Origin of the sequence: Streptomyces sp. NBC_01477 (assembly GCF_036227245.1) — a bacterium.
GTDB lineage: Bacteria > Actinomycetota > Actinomycetes > Streptomycetales > Streptomycetaceae > Actinacidiphila.
The window spans coordinates 4,790,341-4,811,234 of sequence record NZ_CP109445.1; the positions used below are offsets into that span (position 1 = coordinate 4,790,341).

A 20,894-nucleotide genomic window follows, 5' to 3' on the forward strand; every position below is an offset into this window, starting at 1 on the left:
CTGCGCTGCACTTGCCGAACTCGGCCGGCAAGACGCTCGCGTCAGGGGGCGAGGGCTCGGTGGCTGACCGTGCCCTCGCCCCCACGGGTTGCCCCTAACAATCAGCAGGCGCTGCCCAAAGCAGTTCGCCGACCTTGGCTGCCGTGTCCTTGAGGACGCGGTTGGTCAGGTGCTGGTAGCGGCGGCGCATGTGGGCGGACTGGCCGGGTTCCCAGCCCATGATCGCGTCTACGACGGTGTCGGGCACGCTGAGGATGAGCAGGATGGTGCCCGCGGTGTGCCGGGCGTCGTGGAGCCGGCCATCGCGCAGGCCAGCGGCCTCCAGTAGTTCCTTCCACTTATGGTGGTCGGTATTGGGGTTGAGCGGCTCCCCCATCGGCGAGGTGAAGACGTAGCCCTTCTCCACCCAGAGGTCGCGGGCAAGGATGCGTTCGCGGTCCTGCTCGTCTCGGTGTTGCGCAAGGAGCTTCATCAGCTCGTCAGGGACACCGATGGGGCGCCGTCCGGCGCGGGACTTGGTCTCCTTGGTCTCGCGACGGACGTTGACTTTCTGCGGACAGTAGCCGGGCTTGCGGCCGCACGTGTCTCCGCAGCCGTGCTGGTACCGGGGCCGCAGGCGGCCACGGTGGACGACGAGCACTCCGTGATGGAAGTCGACGTCCGTCCACTTGAGGCCGAGCACCTCGCCCTGCCGGAGGCCGAGCGCCAGGGCGATCACCCACCGCGCAGCGTTCCGCTCGCGGCTGGCCACCTCCAAGATGCGCCGCACCTCCTCGACCGTGTAAGGCACCACCTCTTCCTCTACCAGCCGGGGCGCCTTGGCGATGGTGGCTGGGTTCTCGGTGAGGTGGCGGCGGCGCTTGGCCTCGTTGAGGGCGGCTCGGACGGTGCGGTGGGCCTGGTGGGCGGTTCCGGCTGAACTGCCGTTGCCCTGCATCTTCTTGTAGAAGCGCTCCAGGTGCTCGGGCTCCAGCTTCGTCAGGCGATGCGCGCCGAGTCCGGGTATGAGGTGGTGGTAAACGGCGACGCGGTAGCCGTCGATGGTGTTCTCGGAGACGTGCAGGGCCGCGATGTTCTCGACCCAATGGGTCAGCCAGGACTCGACAGTCCAGGCCTGGCCGGCCTTGCGGACGCGGCCGGCGTCGCGCTCTCGCTCCAAGGCGCGGACGGCCTTGGTGGTCTCGGCTCGAGTCTTCCGCTTGACGTGGCGGCGGTCGGGCTTGCCGTTGTCCTTGATGCCGACGGTGACGTAGCCGTGCCACTTCCCGTCTTTGCCTAGGTAGATCGAGGAGGCGCCGTTGGGCTGCCGGGACTTTGCCATGTCAGCTCCCTCAGGCCGCGAGAGCGACGGTCGAGCGGGTGAGCGGGGTGCGGGCGGCGAGGTAGTCGTTGAGCGCCTCGGCGGGGATGCGGCGCAGGCGGCCGACGGCGACGGACGGGATTTCGCCGGAGGCGAGCAGCGCGTACATGGTGGTCCGGCCGACGCTGAGGCGCCGGGCGGCTTCCTCGACGGTGAGCGCGACCAGCGTGGGGTCGTACGCGGTCGATGTGCTGGCGTGAAGGGCTTGCCGAAGGTCTTGCTCGCTGACGCCGAGTGCGTCCGCGAGCAAGGCAATGGGCGTGGGTGTTGCAGGCATGGAGTTCCTCTCGGCGGCGCGGGGCAACGCGCTGCCGTGCTGACTGGTGGGATGGGCGGTAGGTGATGCGATCCCGCTTGGCCGTCCTCGGCGTTGGTAGCGCCGGGGCACTGCGGGTGTTCTATCCAGGGGCTGGTCCGGTGCGAGGCGGCGACAGGCCGATGGCCTACGCCGTGCGGAGGGCAGGGCATGCCGACGGCAGCGGAGGGACGGGGCTCCCTCTACTGGCCGTCGGACGGTTCCTTGCGCAGCGGGTCCCAGGTCGAGTTGGGGGCGGGGTACCACTCGGGTCCGGTGTCCTGGCCGATGTTCACGCCCTGGGCCGCGAGGCGGTCGGCGATTTCGTCGTACTCGCGCTCGGCCTCTTCGAGCCGGGCTCTGGCGCCCTGCTCGATGTCGTGGGCGGTCTTCCACTCCTGCTCGGCCTTCTGGACGCGGTAGCCGGCCTCCTGCAGTTCGTAGTCCGGCTCGTCGGGGCCGGCGACTGCTTCGGTCATGAAGTGGGCGGCGGGGACGTTGAGGGCCTTGGCCAGGGCGACGACCTCGTCGAAGCGCAGCAGGCGGGTGCCGTTCTCGATCTTGGCGATCTGGGTCTGGTGGAACTTGAATCCGAGCCGGGTCATGCGCTCGGCCAGGTCCTCCTGGGACAGGCGTGCGGCTTTGCGCAGGACCTTCATGTTGTGCGCCACCAGGGCTTCGCCCTCCAGGGGCGTGTAGCGGTGCGCGTGCGGACTGGACATGTCGACCTCCCTTCGGCCCGGTCTCGACGCGCCGGGATGAAATAAAACGGTACCGCATGAAGAATCCATGCCGCAAGCGGTTGAGTCGTTCGTTATGGAATTGTGATCACCTCCGACCAGCCAACATGCTGGAATCGCATGCTCTAACAATACCAGGAGCGCTTGACTGGCAGGCGGGCGCCGTGGTATCAATGTTCTCATCCCGCATTGCGATCCCAACCCGGAGGAGGTTGAGCGCCTGTCAAGACTGGCGCCGCACAGCACAAAGCCCCCGGCGCTACCAACACCGGGGGCCTGACGGAAACCACGCCACCGCCCATCCCTGGACAGTCAGCCAACGGCGGACCGGGTTGCCCCCCGGAACCCGCCGAGCAAGGAGTCTCCGTGAACGAGGGTACTGCCTCCATCCCCGAGCCCGCAGCCCCGGACCTGAACCCACCGGCCGGCACCTGGCCAACCGTCGCACAGCCAGGCAGCGGCCACCGGCCACGCCAACCCGACGCCGTATCCCCGCTCCGCGCCCCCGAGCCGGCACCCGCACCGGACCGGCCGCAGGAGCCGACCAGCCCGCCGGAGATACCCGACGTACCGCAGACCGAGGGCGACGAACTGCTGGCGCGGCTGCGGGCGCTGATCGCCAGGTTCGTGGTCCTGCCCTCCGAGGCGGCGCTGGACGCGACCACGCTGTGGGTCGCCGCATCCCATCTCCAGGCTGCCTGGCAGCACGCCCCGCGCCTGGCGGTGGTGGGACCTGCCAAGCGGTGCGGCAAGTCGAGGTTGCTGGACGTGCTCGCCGAGACCGTCCACAGCCCGGTGCTGACCGTGAACTCCACCCCGGCCGCGGTCTTCCGCTCGATCACCGAGGACCCGCCCACCCTCCTGGTGGACGAGGCCGACACCATCTTCGGCAGCCCGAAGATGGCGGAGAAGAACGAGGAGATGCGCGGCCTGCTCAACGCCGGGCACCAGCGCGACCGCTACGTCCTGCGCGTGGTCGGCAACGACCACACCCCGCACCGGTTCCACACCTTCGCCATGGCCGCCATCGCCGGCATCGGCGACCTCCCCGACACGATCATGGACCGCTCCATCGTGATCCGGATGCGCCGCCGAGCCGAAGGCGAACGCGTCTCGCCCTACCGCACCAAACGCGACAGCCCCGCCCTACGGGCCATGCGTACTGAATTGGCGCGCTGGACCAAGCCCCTGGCCGACCAGGCCCTGCACCTGGAACCGCAGATGCCGGTCGAAGACCGCGCCGCCGACACCTGGGAACCGCTGATCATCATCGCCGACCTCGCCGGCGGCCCATGGCCCCGCCGGGCACGGCAGGCATGCACACGCCTCGTCACCGCCGAGGCCGAGTCCGAGGACGACCAGCCCAACGGCGCACGCATCCTGGCCGACATCCGACGGATCTTCCACGCCGCCGGCGACCCCGACAGCATCGCCACCGACCAGCTCCTGTTCTCCCTCAACGGCGACCCCGAAGCCCCCTGGGCCGAATGGGGGCGAAGCGGCCTGACCCCGCGCGGCCTCGCCAGCATGCTGCGCGAATTCGGCATCTCCTCCGGCAACGTCCGCATCAGCGACCACACCCAGCGCAAGGGCTACATGCGCAACAAGTTCGCCGACGCCTGGCGCCGCTACTGCCCCACCGTCCACCCCCTCGGCCCACCCCCGAGACAGGGCACCTCACGCTGACCTGGCAGCCGCAGGACGCGTTCCAGCCGTCCCAGCGTTAAGGCCGCGGACTGCCACACGGTGTTCAGAAACCGAGCAGACCGCTGTTCAGCCGCTGAGCAAGGTGCCTGTTCAGCCACGGAACAGGCACCGCACCACGCGCGTGAGCGGCACGCCAGACCGTGACGGCAGACAGGTCCGTCTCGTGCCGTCCCAACCGTCCCTGCCGCATAACCGCAGCTCAGGGCGCCTTCCGTCGAGACGGCTCAGCGTCCCAAGACGGAACCGGTTCCGTACCGGTACGGCAGCAGCCCCTACCCGCGACGGCACGCACCCGCCGGGCATGCACCTGCCGTACCCGCCCTGACCTGCGGCTGCAACGGCCAAGACGCCAAGACGGATCTTCCAGCACACCCCTCGCCCGTAAGGACGTCCTCCCGCATGCCCACCACCCCCACCGGCGCGCACCCCGCCGCCACGGGAACCTTCGCCCGCACCACGATCACGGTCGTGATGGCGGTCATCGCCGCGCTCGCCTTCGTGTTCTCCTTCGGCAACGTCTGGGCCCTGGCCCTGCGACTCGGCGTGCCCCGCCCGATCGCGCCCCTGATTGCCCCGATGGTCGACCTGTCCGTCGTCGGCCTGCTCGTCGCCCTCCACCACCTCGCCGTCCACGGCACCGACCCCGCCCACCTGCGCTCCGCCACCCGCCTGATGCACCTGTGCGGCCTGCTCACCCTCGCCCTCAACACCGCCCAGCCCCTGCTCGCCAGGCACTACGGCCGCGCCGCCATCGACACCGTCGCCCCCGCGCTCCTGCTCGGCTGGGGAACCGTAGGCCCCACCCTCCTCCGCCACCTCCACACACCACCCCATCAGACGCAGGAGCGCCCAGGCCCTACACCACCGGCAGAGGCCACCGCCCTGCCAGCCCAGCGAACAACGCCCACAGCAGCCATCCCAGCTCGGACTCCGCCGCCTGGGCAAGCCGATCGGGAGGACGCGCGCCCCGCTGCTCCGAGCAAGCGCACCGGACGACCGCCCGCCGCAACCATGGACCAGCTGATCGGCATAGCCCGCCCCGCCGTCGTCGAGCACGGCGTCAGCACCGCCGTGGTCAAGAAGGCCCTGAAGGACGCCGGCACACCCGTCGCCAGCGCCCGCTTCACCGCACTGATGCAGCACCTCAGGGACGAACACGCCTCCACCGCAGGTGTTCCGCAGCCGGAGCCCGAGCCAGCACGAGACCACCCTGCCGACGCCTGACGACAGCCACGTAGCCCTGCCCGCCCCGACTTGGCCTGGTCGGCCGAGTCGGGTGGGCGGCCACGTACGGCGCCGCCCGATCCGGATGTGCGGATCTCCCCAACCCGGGGATTTCCGCACATCCGGGCGCCGCTCTTCTACACCCCGAACGCGGCTCGGCCAAACGGCCACCCGCCCGGACCATGACCCGTGCAACGAGAGGACCCGCACCGTCATCCGCCACACCGAAAACGCCCCGCTGGAGACCGCCGTGAAGCCCACCCCCGACACCGGCACAGACGCCGAGGAAAGCCCCGGACCCGCCGCCAAGTCCCTTAAGCTGGCTGGTCTGTGGCGGCGGGCCTTCAGCAGCACGGCTCCTGGCGGAGCCAGTTGTACCCAGTCTCCGACTGTTGGCCGGAGTCTGGGGTCCTCCGCCCCGGGGGTGGCGGAGGGGGCCCGGCGCGAGGGCGCGCCGGGCGGAGAAGCAGGCGCCGCCAGCGGCCCCGACACGGACCAGCTCACCACCGTGCAGCGCGCCGTCCTCGCGACCGCACACGCCGATGAGCGCCCCCACACCATGCCGACCAGCACCCCCGGCCCGGCCGCCAAGGCGGCCAGGCTCGACAGCGACAGCGACGGCGAGGTCCGTGAGACAGTCGCCGCGTTCGTCCACGACAAGGTCCCCGCACTCGACGTGCCACCGCTACCGACCCACCCCCAGGCCCAGGTGATGCCGAAGGGCAAGATCCGCCGGTTCAACGGCAAGCGCCGCACGCTCCGCGTCGGGCCGGTGGGCTTCACGGAGTCCGAGCACGCCGACCTTCTGGCGGCGGCTGAGCGGCACGGCTACGAGGGCACCCTGTCGGGCTACCTGGCGGATATCGCGCTGGCGTTCATCCGGGGCGCGTTCACCGTCGATCTTCCGCTGCACACCGACAGGCAAGCGGTGCAGGAGTTCCGCGCGCAGATCCGGTACGAGATCAACCGGATCGGGGTCAACATCAACCAGATGGTCTACGTGCTGCACCGCGACGACCGCATCGAACCGGACATCCGCGAACGCCTTGAGCATCTGGACCTGCTGCTGACCCGTATCGCCCGCGCCCTGCTCCTACCCGCCGAGGCCGCCAGCCGCACGGACGGGGAGGACGCGTGATCCCCTCGGTGAAGAAGCCCGGCGGCAACACCCGCGGGCTGCTGGCCTACCTCTACGGGCCCGGCCGGCACGACGAACACCACGACCCGCACATCGTGGCCTCCTTCAGCCCCCGCGGCCTGCCCGACCCCGGCCGCGACCCTGACGCCACTCTCACCGCTCTCGGCAAGGTTCTCGACGTCCCCGTCCGCCTCCGCAACGAGGGCTTCGGAAGGAAGGTCACCGATCACGTGTGGCACTGCCCCGTGCGCGCCGCGCCCGGCGACCGCTACCTGTCGGATGCCGAGTGGGGTGAGATCGCCCGCCGTATCGTCCACGCCGCGGGCATCGCCCCCGACGGTGACCCGCTGGCCTGCCGGTGGATCGCCGTGCGCCACGCGGACGACCACATCCACATCCTGGCCACCACCGTCCGCGAGGACGGCCGCCGCCCCAAGCTCCACAACTGTGGCATGCGCGCCCAGGCCGAGGCCCGCCTGATCGAGACCGAACTCGGCCTCCACCAGGTCGCGCCCGGCGACCGGACCGGGGAGCGCCGCCCCACCCAGGCCGAGATGCACAAGGCCGACCGCCTCGGCTGGCAGCAGACCAGCCGCCAGTGGCTGCAGGAGCGCATCCGGGCAGCCATCCCGCACGCCGCCAGCGTGGAGGAGCTGTTCGCCTACCTTGAGGCCGACGGTGTCGAGGTCAAGGTCCGGACTCTGCCCTCCGGCGACCTTCAGGGCTACAGCGTCGGCCGTCCCGGCGACCTGAAAGCCGACGGCACCCAGCTCTTCATCTCCGGCGGTAAGGTCGCCCCCGATCTGACCCTGCCCCAGCTCCGCGACCGCCTCGCGGGGAGCGCGCCGGAGGAGCAGCCGACGGCCCGCCGCAACCGGCCCAGTACGAGCTGGCAGCGCACCACCAGCGCCCTCGACACCCTCCACGACCACCTCACCCAGCACCCGGACGCCTGGGAGGACCGGCGGGCGCAGGCGCAGATCACCGCGCTCGGCGAGATCATCGACGCCACCGCCCAGACCGGACCCGCCGAACTGCGCAACCAACTGCGCTCCGCCAGCCGGGAGTTCGCCCGCGCCCAGCGCTCCCGCATCCGCGCCGACCACCACACCGCAACCGGCCTGCGCCAGGCCGCCCGTGACATCGCCCACGCCGGCGACGGCCCCGACGGCAGCACCTTCGCCGTCCTGCTCACCGCCCTGGTCTGGTCAGCGATCCTCGCGGCCCGCTGGCACCAAGCCCGCTGCCACCGCCAACAGGCCGAAGCAGCCCGTACCGCGGTGATCCATCTGCAAGCCGCCTACGACCAGGCCGCCGCCCCGCACCTCGCAGCCCTCACCCACCGACAGCCCACCATGGAGATCAGCCACACCCTCGCCGGACAAGTCCGCACCGCCGTCCCCGACCACGCCGACCGCATCCTCACCGACCCCACCTGGCCAGCCCTCGCAACCGTCCTCGCCGACGCCCAAACAGGCGGCCACCGCCCTCGCACCCTCCTGGCCGAAGCCGCCGCCCGCCGCGAACTCACCACAGCCCGCCAACCCGCCCGCGTCCTCCTCGGCCGCATTCAGCACACCGCCCGCAACCCCGCACCCAACCCGCGGGCCGAAGCCGCCCGGCTCCGCTCCCACGCCGCAGGACACCTTCCCCGATCCCACAACCCCCAGCCCGCCGCACCCGCGGCCAGCCCCATAACCGAACCGCGTCAGCACCGCGGGCGCTGAAGCACCCACGCTCCCGAGGCAGATCACAGAGTTGGCGCCGTATCGAACCGGTGGTCACTCGACGCTTCTTCGTGCCCTGCTCCGGGGGGGCAGGGCACGATGCCTCGCAGTTCAGGCGGTCTGGGAGAAGGTCACCCGTTGCGCCGCGCCGCGCCGGCCGGCCAGACGACCGTTACGGGCAGGCCGAGGGCACGCGCCTCCTCGACGACGTCGGCGGTGCCTCCGCCTTTGGTGCCGGGCGGCATCCCGTTCCAGACGGCCACGAGCCGGTCGGCACGGCGCAGCAGCTCGCTGTTGGCGGCTTCGTACGCCTCCCGGCCGGCGGTGGCGTGGTCCATCACCACCACCTCGGCGGCAGCGGCCAGGAGCCGGTCGAATTGCGCGGCGTGGGCGGCCTTGACCTTCGTCTCACGGTAGTCGCGGGAAGGGATCACGGCGACGAGGCTTCCGTCGGCGTCCAGAACGGCCTCGGCAAACAAGGAGTCCGAGCCGGCAGCGATGCATGAGACGCCGACGAGTTCCCCGTCCACCGCCGCCTCACGCATCAACTCATCGAGGGCTGCGCGGACCAGGGGGACAGAAGCATCGGTGAGGTCCATGTGGCCGGTCACGGCGAGGATGGTCACAGCGTTCCTTGTCAGTCGGCGAGTTGCTCGCGGAGCCTAGCGCGCGCTTCCCGTACCGGTGCCGACGTCCCGTGCCCCACTGTGTAGGCGTACAGCTCGGCCATGCCTTCTCGCACGCGTCCGGAATGGACGCGTTCGGCGACATCGCAGGCCGCGTGGGTCTCGGCGACGGCCGCGGTAAGGTCGCCAGAGAGGAAGTAGACCTCGGCCAGACCGAGGCGGTCCAGCGCGTGCGATCTGCCTGCCTCTGGTCCCCGGCGGGTGAGCGCGGTGCGGATCTGTTCTTCGGCCTGCCCTGCGTGTAGCCGGGGATCGTGTCGGGCAAGCTCCAGGAAGCGACCGCCGGTGACGCCTGCCAGTTCTGCTTCGTCGAAGTAGCCGATCCAGTACGGCTCATCGAGACCGCCATCAGCAAGTGCGTGGCGGGCTTGTTCGGTGGCCCGGTTGAACGCCGCGGTCCTGCCCAATGCGGCCAGGGCCCATGCCTCTCGCGTGTGGAGCATCGCACGGAGCCGTGGTCCGGCTTCGTCACGGACACCCTCCTGCGCGAAGCGGACGAGTTCCAGGGCATCAGTCGGTCGGGCCGCGTACAGCAACTGGCGAGCCATGCCGGCCAGAGTGTTGGCACCCCAGAGGCGGTCGCCAGCAGCGTGAGCTGCCCGCAGGCTGAGCCGGTAGTAGTCCTGTGCTCGCCGTTGCAGTCCGGCATCCCATGCCATGCCCGCCGCGGTACCGGCCAGTTGCGCCAGCACTGCGTACAACCGCTGCTCAACGAGCGGTGCTTGGTGTTCCTGGAGGAGTGCGGCCACCTCTTGCAGTTGGCCGAGGACCGCGCGGCGCCGCAGTCCGCCGCCGTACTTGTGGTTCCAGGTGCGGAACGCCTTCGCTGTCTCTTCAAGCTGCTCGACGTCGCGCACCCCCAGTCGGCCGGGGCGGTTTCGGCGGGAGCCCTTCTCACCGGGCAGCATCCAGCCTTCCAGCGAGTCGAGCAGGAGCGGTCCGGTCATCACGGTGGCCGCGATCGCTCGGGTGAGCGCGCGTCGGTCCATGGCGAGGTCGGCGCGGGTGAGTTGGTCCGCCAGCTCGACTGTGCCGACGTTCTGCCACGGACTGTCCATGCGGGCTGTCACCTCGGGAGCTTCGGGGCGAGCCGGTTCGGCCTCCTCCGTTTCCCAGGGACGGGTGGCGAGACCGATGAGCTCGCCAGGAATGTGCAGGCCGTCGGCGATGCGGCTCAGCACGTCGTACGAGACGACGCGCGTCTGCCCGTTCATGATGGTGGATACCTTGCCCGGGGTTAGTCCGCACGCCAGTGCGATGCGGTTCTGGGACAGGCCACCATGCTTCTTTAAGAGCCTGAACACCTCGGCGAAGTCGTGTTCAGCCAGCGCCTGACGCATATCGACCCTGGTCAGAATATCCACGGACATCGGTGTGGCGTTCACCAGCCACCTCCAGAGGTGTGCGGCATCCCGACTCCCGCGCCGGGACAGCGGTGTTACCGCTTCGGTAATCCCCAACGGTCATGGTGGCGAAGCGGTGTGAGCGCAACGCTACTCACAGACACCGATCGCCGAAACCGAGTGGGGAAATCACATGCCCAGCCCGCCTTGTCATGTACCGCCTTCATTCCGCGGGCCGCGCCAACAGGACCGCACCGGTCAGGTGAACGGCCAGTGAGAGTCACTCCTAACGGCCGGGCCGTCGAACGGCAGCAGGGCGCGGGCGCGTACGCACTGGGTGTCGTTCCGACCGTCGTCGACGCGGATGCGGAGGGTGCAAGCGGCTTCGCCCTTCGTCGCGCTACGGCGCTGACGCCGGGACTCGTCCGCGCCCGAGGAGAGAGGCCGGTCACGTGACCAAGGAACCGAACGCGATCATGGAGTTCACGCCTACAGCTCCCGTTCCGACGCCGTCCGAGCCCATCTGCGACGAGTTCGCGGTACGTGTCTCCAGCACTGCCGCGACGGGCGGCGCCCTTGAACGGGATCTCGATGGCCGATGGGTAGGGCGGCTTCGGCGTATCAGTGTCGCCAAGTTGCGCGCCTGGGGCTTGGCCGCGCTCATGGACGACGTCCAACTCCTGGTCAGCGAGCTGGTCACCAACGCTCTGCGATACGGCGAGGACGGCGAGATCACGTTCCGCCTCGTGATCACCCTCCAGGGAGTGCTGATCGCGGTGAACGACGGTTCCAGCCGCCGCCCGCGGCTGAGCGTCGTCGACGAGGAGAGCGAAACCGGCCGCGGCCTCTTCCTCGTCGCCGCGATCGCCCACGACTGGGGAGTGAGCCCCGACGGTACGACGACGTGGTGCACGTTGCGTGTCGCGGAACCGCAATGAGGACGGTGCAGACCCGTCCACCCTTCGGGTCATCCGTCATGCGCGACTACCCCCCGCACGCGTAACGAGACGTTGCTTCGCACGCGAAGCGTGACCCCCCGGCCCAGCCCGAGCACTCCAACGTGCAGGCACTGCACGGGACGCCCAACGAGGCAAGGGTGAGGCGGGATTCCCCGCCTCCAGCCCGACGGTGCGGAGCCGCAACCACCAGTGATTACCTTCCCGTAGGAGACCGCGATCAACGAGGAACATGCCGTCCCGGCTCTGCAGCCTGGGGCCGCAGTCGAGCAGCCGAAGCCGTGGAGCACCCCGGGTTCATGGACGATCACCACGACGGTCGGCGCCGTGATGTCCGGCTACCTGCCCGACTGGGCGGAGGACGACCCCAGCGAGGCCGGCGTGCCGCTCGACCTGCTGCCGGTACGGCTCGGCGGAATCAACCACCGGACCTTCTTCGAAGGCCCGCTGATGCACCTCACCGCGACGAACAGCAGGGACGACGCGGAGGAGGACGTGATCTTCGCGGGAAGCATCGACTGCAACCCCTACGACACCGACACCCGCCTGCGCAAACCCGTCGTGAACATCCAAGCCAGTCCCCACCACTGGATCCTCGGCCTCGACCCGGGCGAACTCGCCGACGTCGCATCGAAGCTGCGCGCCCAGGCCGACTTACTCCGCGACGAAGTCCTGCCCGCACTCATCGCCGCCCGTGAGGACTGGTCCGCCCACCATCCGGAGCAACCGCTCACCACGTCAGCCCTGCCGCCAGGGCTGGCCCAGGCAGAGGCCACCGCACGGCCCTCATTGCCGCCCCACCCTGTCCGTCACACCGATCACCCCGAGGGACGTTGAGGTGCCCGCCCGCCGCCGTAACCGGCCGAGCAGGCTCCACCAGGAGCCCGAGGCAGTCACATGGGCACGCGAGAAAGCCGGCCTGACCAAGCGGGCGGCTGCCGACAGGGTAGGCATCAGCGAGCAGTTGATGGGCGAGATCGAATCCGGCTGGCGCAGCGCCACCCCAGCCAACCTGATCAAGATCACCGCCGCGCTGAACTGCCCACTTGTCATGGTGGAAGGCAAACGCACGGCGGCCGTGGAGTGATCACGCAGAACGCCAGCTTGCGCCGACGGCTCCGATTGACTGCCCTCGGTGGACACATCGCCACTCGGACGTGACGCCGTCTACCAACCGACGGAAATACAAGCAGCTTCGGGAAGCGCCCACCTAGCGTTCCTGCGCTGCGTTGACCTCCCGGTACACCAGGGACTGGAGGGCGTCGCGGAAGGCTGAGAAGTCGGCGATCTCCTCCAGCGGCTCTTCGTCGAGTGCGAAGTCCCGATGAAGCGTTCTGATCTGCCGGCTGAAGTCTTCGGCGTCTAGCGATGTATCCAAGGCCGAATCGATCTCCTCCAGGAGCAGAGTGGCCTGCTCACGAGTGGCACTTGCAGGGTGGTCCTGCAGGAACGATTTCCTCAGCCTCTTGATCTTTGATCCGGTCTTCTCCGTGGTCAGCTCGCGCAGGGCGCTGCGCTGGCGACGTCCCAACTCCCTGAAGAGGACGCGAAAATTGCTGTCCAGGCCCTCTGCGGCTTGCGCGTGAGCATCGTGCTGCTTGTTCACGACTTCCATGACGCTTCTGGCGAAGCCGACCTTGTCGAGATGGAAGCCTGGGACGAGGGCTGCGGCTGCTTGCTGCAATGCTGCGTGCGTGCCCTGATTCTCGGTGAAGGACACGTGCTGGGCGGTCAGTGAGTTTAGGGGCGCGGCTTGTGCGGGGCCGAGAAAGTCGGCGGCGTAACCTTTGACTGCGGCCACTCCAATTTCCAGTGGGATTAGGTCCTCAATCTCATCTGCTCCAGCCCCGCGTCCGAGGACGAGTGTGTCGGTCGGCAGTTCGGCCAGCTGCAGGACGTACGTTGGTGCGATCAGGGGTTTTCCGTCTCGGCCGTGGGCAAGTGCCGCACGGGCCTTGTTGCCGGCGCCGTCGCTGTCAAGCAGGACGATGACCGCGGGTCGGTCGATGTCGCGCCCGCGGGCCAGGTAGACCATGTACGGGATGTGCGAGGCGGAGCCTGCTGGAACCAGGGTGAGGGCGTTAAGGTCGAGGTGGTCCAACGACGGGGCCCCGTTGCGACGTAGCCGTGCTGACATGCCTGCCAGCAGGATCTGGTCGGACATCCCCTCAAGCATCAGGTTGCAGGTGCTGATGAAGGTGGTCTCGCCGACGAAGCTACCGAAGGCCGAGCGCAGTGGCTCGTAGTGGTTGCGGGCAGCGTTATGAACGACGCGGGTTCCCTCGTCGCCATCGCCCTTCTCCAGGACCCGAAGCCGTTCCCCGTGATTCTTGTCGATCAGGAACGGGGAATGCGTCACGTACACGACCTGGCACGGCCGACGGACAGGGTCGGAGGGGACGGCAAAGTCCTGGAATATACGAAGCAGGTCCTGCTGGCCGGTGCTCGATAGGTAGGCGTCGGGCTCGTCCATTAGCAACACTTCGTGGGCACCGGAACTGGGGGGTTCGTGGGCGAGGTACTGCACAAAGTAGCTCAGGAAGTACCTGAGGCCCCCACTGCGTTCGATGGCTGAGTACTCTGTGCCGGTGCGGTCTCGCACGGTGAAGACAAGGTCTTGGTCTCGCAGAGTCATACGCAGCTGGAACTGGTTGTCCTGCGACCACCACTTGGGGAAGTTCAGCGTGTGGGCCAGCTGTGCGTTCATCTTCTCAACGATGCCGTTGGCGAAGCCGTCCTGGTCGGATTCGACGGCCGTGAGCAGCTCCTGGAACGCGGTTCGGTCTATCTGGGCAACTTTGAGCAGCAAGTCATCCACCAGGGCGAGTTGCTTGTCATGCTCTACGTCGGGTTGCCTGGCCGTGGAGTATGCACTCAACAGGTCCGAGCCTGCGGCGGTCAGTGTGTCGGCGCTATCGAACCAGCCGTCGTTGCCAAAAAGAGTCTTCAGCAGGGACTGTCGACGGCTTCTTGGGCCGGCACGCAGCGATCCGGCAGCGCCGGCCAGGTGCGCCAGGGGAACGCTCTGCGGCAGCGCAACGTGGGCATCGATTTCGAACCAGACGGGCAGTACGCTTTCCAGCGCGGACGAGTCCGTAACTGCTGTCGAGATCCACCCGTCGTCCGTGGGCAGGTAGAGGATCGGGGTGCCGCTACCGATGCGGAACAACAAGAAGCGATCGGTGCTGGCGTCCAAGGTCTTCCCGCAGGCCTTGCCCACAGCTGCGCGGTCTTCTGCGTCCAGGCCCTTGAACTTCAGTCCGAAGTCCGGGTAGGCCATGGCCTTGTTCACCGCGAAGAACTGCGAGTAGCGGCAGAAGTCTCCGCGAGCGATGTTCCGGCCGGTCAGTGCACGCTTGACTGCGTGCAGCAACTGACTCTTGCCGGATTCGTTCGCGCCCACCACGGTAGTGACGCCTGGTTCCAGGGATACCTTCACGAACGGATACTGCAAATCCTTGTTGTCCAGCAGGTCCCACGGATCGGCTTTGAAGTCGGGATGCGCCTTGCGCAGATAGTCGTAGTTGAACGAGCGGAAGAAGCGGATGTAGACGGTCGAGATGAACATGCCGACACCGTTCCGGTCACCAGGGTATGCGGACAAACGAAGGCTAGTGCCCGGGTACGACAGCCGCGCAGGTTGTGAGGGAATCGGTGCGGTGGCAAGGCGACCCAGTGCGCGTTTGAGGTCGGCTCAGGGACTCGTCGTAGGGGTTTGGGGCCAGGTTGGGTGGCGGGTGAGTCGGCGGAGTATCACGTCGGTCATGGCCCAGCGGATCGTGAACTCGGCGTGGGCGGGTTTGCGTTCGTAGTCGCAGGCCATGCGTCGGCGCATGGAGATCCAGGCGAAGGTGCGCTCGACCGCCCAGCGGTCAGGCTGGACGTGGAAGCCGCGTTGTCCTGGCTGTTTGCACACCGGTTAGCCAGCTGCGGTCAGCGAGCGGCGCCAGCCAAACCCGCCTGGAGTGTGGGCCACCGCTGGAGCGCTGGAAGGTGCGAGCGTTCCGATCCTGTCGGTCCGACCGCCTACGCTTGGTGCCCTTGTACGTCACCGCCCTCCGGAGCACTTGGATGGGGATGCTCTGTGCCCAATGTTCATTCCACCCACCTGGTCGACCGGGCCGGTGTGTCCCGAGCCGCCTACCTGGTGTCCACGCAACTGGGCTGGCTCTTCCGGGAACAGGAGACGAGCGACATCGGGGTCGACGCGCACCTTGAGGTGGTGGACAACGCTGACTTGAGCCTCGGCAACGTCGGCCTTGGCACCGGTCGCCTCCTTGCCGTTCAGCTCAAGTCGGGGGTCAGTCAGTTTACTTCTCCTGGGGAGGGTGGTTGGTGGTACTACTGCGACACGCGCCACGTCGTGTACTGGCACAAGCACTCCCTCCCAGTCGTCATCATGCTGTTCAATCCCGTCGCTGAGCAGATTTTTTGGCAGCACGTCAACGCCGAGACTCTCGAACTCGCTGGTCAGAACTACAAGATTTTCGTCCCTGAGACTCAGCAGTTGAACGAATCCTGCGCCGAGGCACTCAGCGAACCCGCACGACACCACAATCAGGCGAGCGGCTCTCCGACGAAGCCGGATCGGCCGAAGGAGACCCGAAGGAAGTCCATACGGCTCGCGGACTATGAACTGGCGGGCTCCATCGATCTGCTCTCGGCAGGCTCAGAGGAAGGTGTCGCCGGGGCGAGCCCGCGCGACTTCCGGGCGGCCTTCGCGAACCGGCTCCGCTCCCTGCTTCGCCTTGCCGGTTCGCCTAGTGCGGAGTTCCTCTCGGCTAAGACCGGGTATGAAGAGGACAAGATCGCCGCCTACTTGGCAGGGAGTGCTCTTCCCGGGCGCGGCCGAATGGTTGCGATCGTCACAACGCTCATCGAGTATGCCCGCAACCGGGGCGTCGAAGTGCCCGACCACTTCCAGGACCTCCAGGCATGGGGACGGATGCAGCGGGTCGCGAGAAAGCCGGGGATGCAGAAGATCGTGAAGAACAAGGCAGGCGCAGGATCGTCGGTTTCCCAATCCACAGCCGCAGGCTAGACGGCGTCACTGACACTCAGCGCAGAAGCAGGGTCAACACGCAGGCCCAGGGGTGCCCATGTGGTTGGCTCGGAATGCCTCCGGCCGTGCCTTGGCTGACGTCCGCCGCCAGGGGCTTTGGGTCAGCCGCATTGCTGGCGGCCGGTCTGACGCGTATGGCGACGAACATCAAAGCTGCGAATGGACTGCACTTCCCCGGCAATCCAAGTCAATTGCTTAATTGACTAATACTCCAGCTGTAGATCGTGATCTTCATGTCTGGGACGTGGCTTGTCGCCGGTAGTGACTGGTGCGTGATCGTGCTTGGTGGCGGCGGCGCCAGTCGGACCAGGCAAGCCGGTGGGCTGCGTCGCGGACGGGCCGGACGACGAGCGTGATGAACAGGCGGCAGATCTCGTTGCAGGACAGCGGGATCAGGTCGTCCGGCGTGGGTCGGTGCGTGTGTTCGGCGGCGCGGACGACGGCGAGGAAGGCGTGGGCCAGCATCGCGAGGGTGACCCAGCGGGCCCACGAGGGGTAGCGGCGGACCTGGTGCTCATCCAGCCCGGCCAGTCCCTTCTCACTCTGGAAGGTCTCCTCCACCCGCCATCTGGAACCTGCGACCTTGACCAGGGTGGCCAGGGATGCCGGCATGGTGGAGTGACAGCGGTAGTAGGCGAGTTCACCGGTGCTGCGGTTGCGGCGGATCAGCAGCTGGTGGCGGCCCGGGGCCGGCTCGGCGAGGTCGACGACGGCCCAGTCGTAGAACCGCTGCCCCTTCGCACCGCGCCCGGCCGAGAGCTTCTGCCAGGCCCGCTTCGGCACCTTCTTCACCAGGGCATCGGCGCGGAATTTGCCTGCACCAGTGGGCACTTCGGTCGAGCAGGCCACCGCGAGGACATAGCCGATGCCGCGCTCCTCCAGAGCCGTACGGAGTCTTGGGTTTCCTCCGTAAACCTCGTCCCCGGCGACCCAGCCGACGTGGTGTCCGGCGTCGAGGAACCGTTCGATCATCGTGCGGGCCAGGTCCGGCTTGGTCGCGAAGACGGTGTCCTCGCCCAGCCCCGCGGCCCGGCAGCGGTCCGGGTCGCACGTCCAGGAGCGCGGGATGTACAGCTCCCGGTCCACCGCCGCGTGCCCGCGCATCCCGGCGTAGACCAGGTAGACCGCGACCTGGGAGTTCTCGATCCGTCCAGCCGTGCCGGTGTACTGGCGCTGGACGCCGACGGTATGGGTGCCCTTCTTCACGTCGCCGGTCTCGTCGACGACCAGCACCGCGGCCTCGTCGTGGAGATGCTCGACGACGTATTCGCGCACGTCGTCACGGACCGCATCGGCGTCCCATTTGGCCCGGCCGAGCAGGTGCTGCATGCCATGTGGGCTGGCCTCCCCGACCCACTCCGCGATGGTCCAGCAGTTCTTGCGCGGCCGGTCGGACAACAGTCCCAGCACCAACCGCCCGGCCCGCAGGCGGGGTTCGACCCGGGCGAACCGGGCAGCGATCCGGCCCGTGGCCACCTCGAACGCCTCCCGCCAGCGGGCGGGATCTATGCTGTGACCTGCGGCCACCGTCTCTTCGTAAGTCCACACAACTCACGATGGTCAACGGTGGCCGCACCTGTCTTCGCACCCGCCCCAGCCCAGCGAGATCACGACCTACGAGCGTGGGGTGAGCAACTCCGCCAGGCGGTCGGCGAATTCGGTGAGCCAGTCCAACTGTGGTCCGCTGCGAGCGATGCGGAATCCGTGGCGACGGCCCCAGAACGCAGCCTGGACGGCATGGAACTGGGCCCACCGCTGGACGCGTTCGCGATCGACTTCCGCGGCCTCGGCGAAGACGTCCAGGGTGCGGTGGACCGCCTTGCACAGGTCGTCCGCGTCGAGGAGCGTCAACGCGCGTGACTTGAGCAGCGTGCCGCCGTCGTAAGCGGGATCTCCTGCATATCCCTTGGGGTCGACGGCCAGCCATGGCTCACGGTCGGCGCGCAGGATGTTCCTGGCGTGGAGGTCACCGTGGATGAGGGTGTCCGGCTGGACGCGGCCTAGCTCGCGGACGGTCGCCGCGGCGGCGTCCACCACGTAGCGCGACAGTGCGTGCGTGAGCTCCTCAGCGTCCTTGCGCAGCTGCTCCTCCCAGACATTGGCCTGCTCCCTCAGCCGGGGCAGGCCCGGGGGCGCGGGAATGGCCAGCCGGCGACTGATCCGCCCCGCGACCGTCACAACCTCGTCGCCGTCTTCGACTCCGGCCAGGGTTGACGCCTGGACCCGCTCAAGAAGCATCGCGAACCGCTCATCGTCGCGCTCGTGCAGCAAGACCGCTCCGCGCCCGCCCCACGCCGCGAAAGCCTCGGGCTCGTGGACGTTGCCGGGGTGCGGAAACGACACCTTCAGCACAGCAGTACCTTCGGCCCGCTGCCGCACGGGGATGATCACCCCGACGCCTCCGTGCATGAGCTTCCCGTCCGGCACGCACTCCCAGCGCCCCAGCAGCTCTTCCACGATCCTGGCCAGTTCGCCGAGCCACGCCGCTCCGGGCTCTCCTTCGCGCTCAATGGTGCTCTGCGCGAACGCCTCTGGTATCTCGATCACTCGGGCACCTTACGCGTCGGCCTGACGCCGCCATCAAGCCTGAGCCAGCTACTTCTGCCGCCAGGCAGCGCCCCGACCATGAAGATCACGATCTACAGCTGGAGTACTAAGGAGCATTTCCCAACCTTTGAGCAAGCAATGCGTCTTTCTCTTCCTCGGTCATGAAAGTCAGATTGTACAAATGCTCAACCGTCGCCACGAAGCCGACCTTCAACTTTTTCGAGATGAACGTTATTCCCTCGGAGGAGTTGATTGGATCTGGGCAAGCGGAAATTGCGCTTTGGACGAGCGGGGGAGGCATTAGGAACATCGCAGCGAATGCGTTGGCGCGACGCTCAATTCCGGCTGGTGCCCATGGGCCGCTGGCGATTGCCAGTCGTTGCCCGTGCGCTCGATCATAAAGCAAGTGGCAGAGCTCATGGGCAAGCGAAAAACGTTGAACACTGTGCGATTTCCCGCGAATGTACGCAGTATTCAGCGCGATTGTTGGAATGTGCTGCGGGCCAACTAGACTACATGCTCGAATCGTCATGTCATCTAGACGAATCGACTTCCGGCTGATTCCGAGCCGCTCGACGAACGAGTCAATGTCAACGTATTCGCTGGGCCGAATTACGTCATGTAGGGCTTCGGCTAGCTCGTACCCTTGTTCCCATGGTGGAGAATGCAGACCGACGGGTTGATCATCTGCATACTCCAAGAGCCGAGAATATGCTTCGCCTTGCGCATCGTATTGATCCACGAGGAGACGGGCCAGTCCCTGTACATCGGGTTCGGAGACGTTGGGAGCGACGCTTCCAAAGAGCATAGCCGCCTGGCAGGAGCCGCTGACAACAAGCGAGTTGGTCGTTCCCGGCGTGAGTGCCGCGATGGCAGCAGCAGGGTTAATGTCTGTCAAAGTATTTCGAATCTTTTCCCACGAGATAGAGACTCTCCCCCCGATCTCACTCACCATTTGACCGACGCTAGAAGGACGTAGCCCAGCTAGCCAGGCGAGCCGAGATTGATCCTGTCCTGTGTCTAGCAGGCTATCTAGCGCTTCCCTCATCTTCCGAATCCGTGCGCTCTCCGGATGTAGTGAGGTAAGATGTTCAACGGCTGCGAGCGTGACTTCAAATAGAGACTTGGCGACCTGGTCTGGTGAGACTGTAGCGGCTCCGTTGTTAGAGCTGTATTTGAAGCCAATTGGCGAACCGGCGAGAGGTTCGTCGTCCCAACTGATCTCGATGGAATCGCGCAACCTTCGAATCACAGCATTCGGGAACATGCCACCGGCGCGGGCGGCGCGAAGTGAATGACGCTGGCGCCATTCAAACCATTCTTCTTCCCAAGGGAGGATCTCGTCTTCGCTTGCAAGTGGAGGAGCGATCCGCGTTCTGCTCAGTGAGGCGACAGCTGTTTCACCTGCATTCCGATTGGGGAGGCGTTCTTCATGAAGCAAAGGGTTCCAATTGCCTGCGACCCACTCGAGGAATGGTAGAAGATACCAATGAGATGCTTGTAGGACCTCGCCTTGATCGACGTGCGCACACAGGTTTTGCCCGGCAACCCAGATTTGCAGGGCACCCCACGTCGCGCTCTCATCAGGCTCAGCTCCGACCCCGTGATCTGGATCGGGCATGAATGAGAGGCGAACGGCAAAGGTATCTGTCGACCCGCTAAACCGTTCCCAGGTCACAGCCATCTTTAGTCTCGCCTCCTCATTGCTCTGCGGACAGTCCTACGTTCGACCTTTGCTTCTGACACCCACTTCGAGACCAGCTTTGGTGGTACTTCCTCCCATCCGACAGGGTATCCGTGCCAGGCGTTTCGATTCGAATCATGACATTGAGCCGCGTACGCCTGTTCACCATCGGTTGCGTAGCGCCGGTTGTCTACTTGGTCGCTCAGCGGAAGTAGACCGGGGCCGCTGGCGCCGGGAGGGCATATCGAGCCATGTCTCCCCGGCTGTGGAATCGGCTTGTGCTTCGGGTTCGGCTCGTACACCGGCTCGGGCGCTTCGTCACCATCTTCGAGTTGCCCGGGCATGCTGCACCCCTCACTCTTTCGAAACCGCACAGCCGATCACGACCTTCGTAGCATGGCAGAGCAAGTAGTGTCTGGACAGGC

At 67.1% G+C, this 20,894-nt stretch carries 18 protein-coding genes; 8 read left to right on the forward strand and 10 right to left on the reverse strand.

Annotated features, from left to right (window positions below; translation table 11 throughout):
- Positions 1 to 94: 94 nt before the first annotated feature.
- The 3 genes from OHA86_RS20200 to OHA86_RS20210 all read right to left on the reverse strand — a co-directional run bounded on the left by OHA86_RS20200 (position 95) and on the right by OHA86_RS20210 (position 2,377).
- Positions 95 to 1,321 carry a tyrosine-type recombinase/integrase gene (locus OHA86_RS20200; RefSeq protein ID WP_329177271.1) on the reverse strand — a complete coding sequence of 409 codons (1,227 nt, stop codon included), beginning with the start codon at positions 1,319 to 1,321 and terminating at the stop codon, positions 95 to 97.
- A gap of 10 nt (positions 1,322 to 1,331) precedes the next feature.
- A complete protein-coding gene (locus OHA86_RS20205) occupies positions 1,332 to 1,637 on the reverse strand; it encodes a helix-turn-helix domain-containing protein (protein ID WP_329177273.1) in 306 nt (101 codons plus the stop codon).
- Positions 1,638 to 1,858: 221 nt separating this feature from the next.
- Entirely contained in the window at positions 1,859 to 2,377 is a 519-nt protein-coding gene (locus OHA86_RS20210; RefSeq protein WP_329177274.1) for a helix-turn-helix domain-containing protein, read from the reverse strand.
- Positions 2,378 to 2,761: 384 nt separating this feature from the next.
- Between OHA86_RS20210 and OHA86_RS20215 the strand changes: the two genes are divergently transcribed.
- The 4 genes from OHA86_RS20215 (at position 2,762) to OHA86_RS20230 (ending at position 8,191) form a co-directional block, all read left to right on the forward strand.
- Positions 2,762 to 4,081 carry a DUF3631 domain-containing protein gene (locus OHA86_RS20215; protein ID WP_443071781.1) on the forward strand — a complete coding sequence of 440 codons (1,320 nt, stop codon included), beginning with the start codon at positions 2,762 to 2,764 and terminating at the stop codon, positions 4,079 to 4,081.
- A gap of 420 nt (positions 4,082 to 4,501) precedes the next feature.
- The gene (locus tag OHA86_RS20220) at positions 4,502 to 5,326 is read left to right on the forward strand and encodes a DUF2637 domain-containing protein (protein ID WP_329177276.1); all 825 of its coding nucleotides are present in this window, start codon (positions 4,502 to 4,504) and stop codon (positions 5,324 to 5,326) included.
- Between the two features lie 424 nt (positions 5,327 to 5,750).
- On the forward strand, positions 5,751 to 6,464 hold the full coding sequence (locus tag OHA86_RS20225) for a plasmid mobilization relaxosome protein MobC (RefSeq protein ID WP_329177278.1): 714 nt from the start codon (positions 5,751 to 5,753) through the stop codon (positions 6,462 to 6,464).
- Positions 6,461 to 8,191, forward strand: coding sequence for a relaxase/mobilization nuclease domain-containing protein (locus OHA86_RS20230; protein WP_329177279.1), 1,731 nt, complete (start codon positions 6,461 to 6,463; stop codon positions 8,189 to 8,191). The genes OHA86_RS20225 and OHA86_RS20230 overlap by 4 nt, the downstream gene beginning before the upstream one ends.
- 131 nt (positions 8,192 to 8,322) lie before the next feature.
- Here OHA86_RS20230 and OHA86_RS20235 read toward each other — a convergent pair whose 3' ends face one another.
- Positions 8,323 to 8,817, reverse strand: a complete 495-nt coding sequence (locus OHA86_RS20235) for a hypothetical protein (protein ID WP_329177281.1) — start codon at positions 8,815 to 8,817, stop codon at positions 8,323 to 8,325.
- Positions 8,818 to 8,828: 11 nt separating this feature from the next.
- A complete protein-coding gene (locus tag OHA86_RS20240; protein WP_329177284.1) occupies positions 8,829 to 10,262 on the reverse strand; it encodes a helix-turn-helix domain-containing protein in 1,434 nt (477 codons plus the stop codon).
- Positions 10,263 to 10,672: 410 nt separating this feature from the next.
- Between OHA86_RS20240 and OHA86_RS20245 the strand changes: the two genes are divergently transcribed.
- The 3 genes from OHA86_RS20245 (at position 10,673) to OHA86_RS20255 (ending at position 12,263) form a co-directional block, all read left to right on the forward strand.
- On the forward strand, positions 10,673 to 11,158 hold the full coding sequence (locus tag OHA86_RS20245; protein WP_329177286.1) for an ATP-binding protein: 486 nt from the start codon (positions 10,673 to 10,675) through the stop codon (positions 11,156 to 11,158).
- Positions 11,159 to 11,482: 324 nt separating this feature from the next.
- A complete protein-coding gene (locus OHA86_RS20250; RefSeq protein WP_443072000.1) occupies positions 11,483 to 12,013 on the forward strand; it encodes a DUF6907 domain-containing protein in 531 nt (176 codons plus the stop codon).
- A 1-nt stretch (position 12,014) separates the two neighbouring features.
- Positions 12,015 to 12,263, forward strand: a complete 249-nt coding sequence (locus tag OHA86_RS20255) for a helix-turn-helix domain-containing protein (protein WP_329177290.1) — start codon at positions 12,015 to 12,017, stop codon at positions 12,261 to 12,263.
- 123 nt (positions 12,264 to 12,386) lie between these two features.
- Here the strand turns inward: OHA86_RS20255 and OHA86_RS20260 are convergent, their stop codons facing one another.
- Both OHA86_RS20260 and OHA86_RS20265 read right to left on the reverse strand, forming a co-directional pair.
- Positions 12,387 to 14,744: an AAA family ATPase gene (locus tag OHA86_RS20260; protein WP_329177292.1), complete on the reverse strand. Its 2,358-nt coding sequence runs from the start codon at positions 14,742 to 14,744 to the stop codon at positions 12,387 to 12,389.
- 126 nt (positions 14,745 to 14,870) lie between these two features.
- On the reverse strand, positions 14,871 to 15,092 hold the full coding sequence (locus OHA86_RS20265) for a transposase (RefSeq protein ID WP_443071782.1): 222 nt from the start codon (positions 15,090 to 15,092) through the stop codon (positions 14,871 to 14,873).
- A 168-nt stretch (positions 15,093 to 15,260) separates the two neighbouring features.
- On the opposite strand from OHA86_RS20265, the gene OHA86_RS20270 reads away from it, so the two are divergent.
- Complete coding sequence (locus tag OHA86_RS20270; RefSeq protein WP_329177294.1) at positions 15,261 to 16,217, forward strand: DUF4365 domain-containing protein; 957 nt, start codon at positions 15,261 to 15,263, stop codon at positions 16,215 to 16,217.
- Between the two features lie 252 nt (positions 16,218 to 16,469).
- Here OHA86_RS20270 and OHA86_RS20275 read toward each other — a convergent pair whose 3' ends face one another.
- From OHA86_RS20275 to OHA86_RS20285, 3 genes are all read right to left on the reverse strand, one after another.
- Positions 16,470 to 17,747 (reverse strand): IS701 family transposase, encoded by a 1,278-nt coding sequence (locus OHA86_RS20275; protein WP_443072001.1) that lies wholly within the window; start codon positions 17,745 to 17,747, stop codon positions 16,470 to 16,472.
- Positions 17,748 to 17,852: 105 nt separating this feature from the next.
- Positions 17,853 to 18,785, reverse strand: coding sequence for an aminoglycoside phosphotransferase family protein (locus OHA86_RS20280; RefSeq protein WP_329177296.1), 933 nt, complete (start codon positions 18,783 to 18,785; stop codon positions 17,853 to 17,855).
- A gap of 106 nt (positions 18,786 to 18,891) precedes the next feature.
- A complete protein-coding gene (locus tag OHA86_RS20285) occupies positions 18,892 to 20,469 on the reverse strand; it encodes an ImmA/IrrE family metallo-endopeptidase (protein WP_329177298.1) in 1,578 nt (525 codons plus the stop codon).
- Positions 20,470 to 20,894 lie beyond the last annotated feature (425 nt).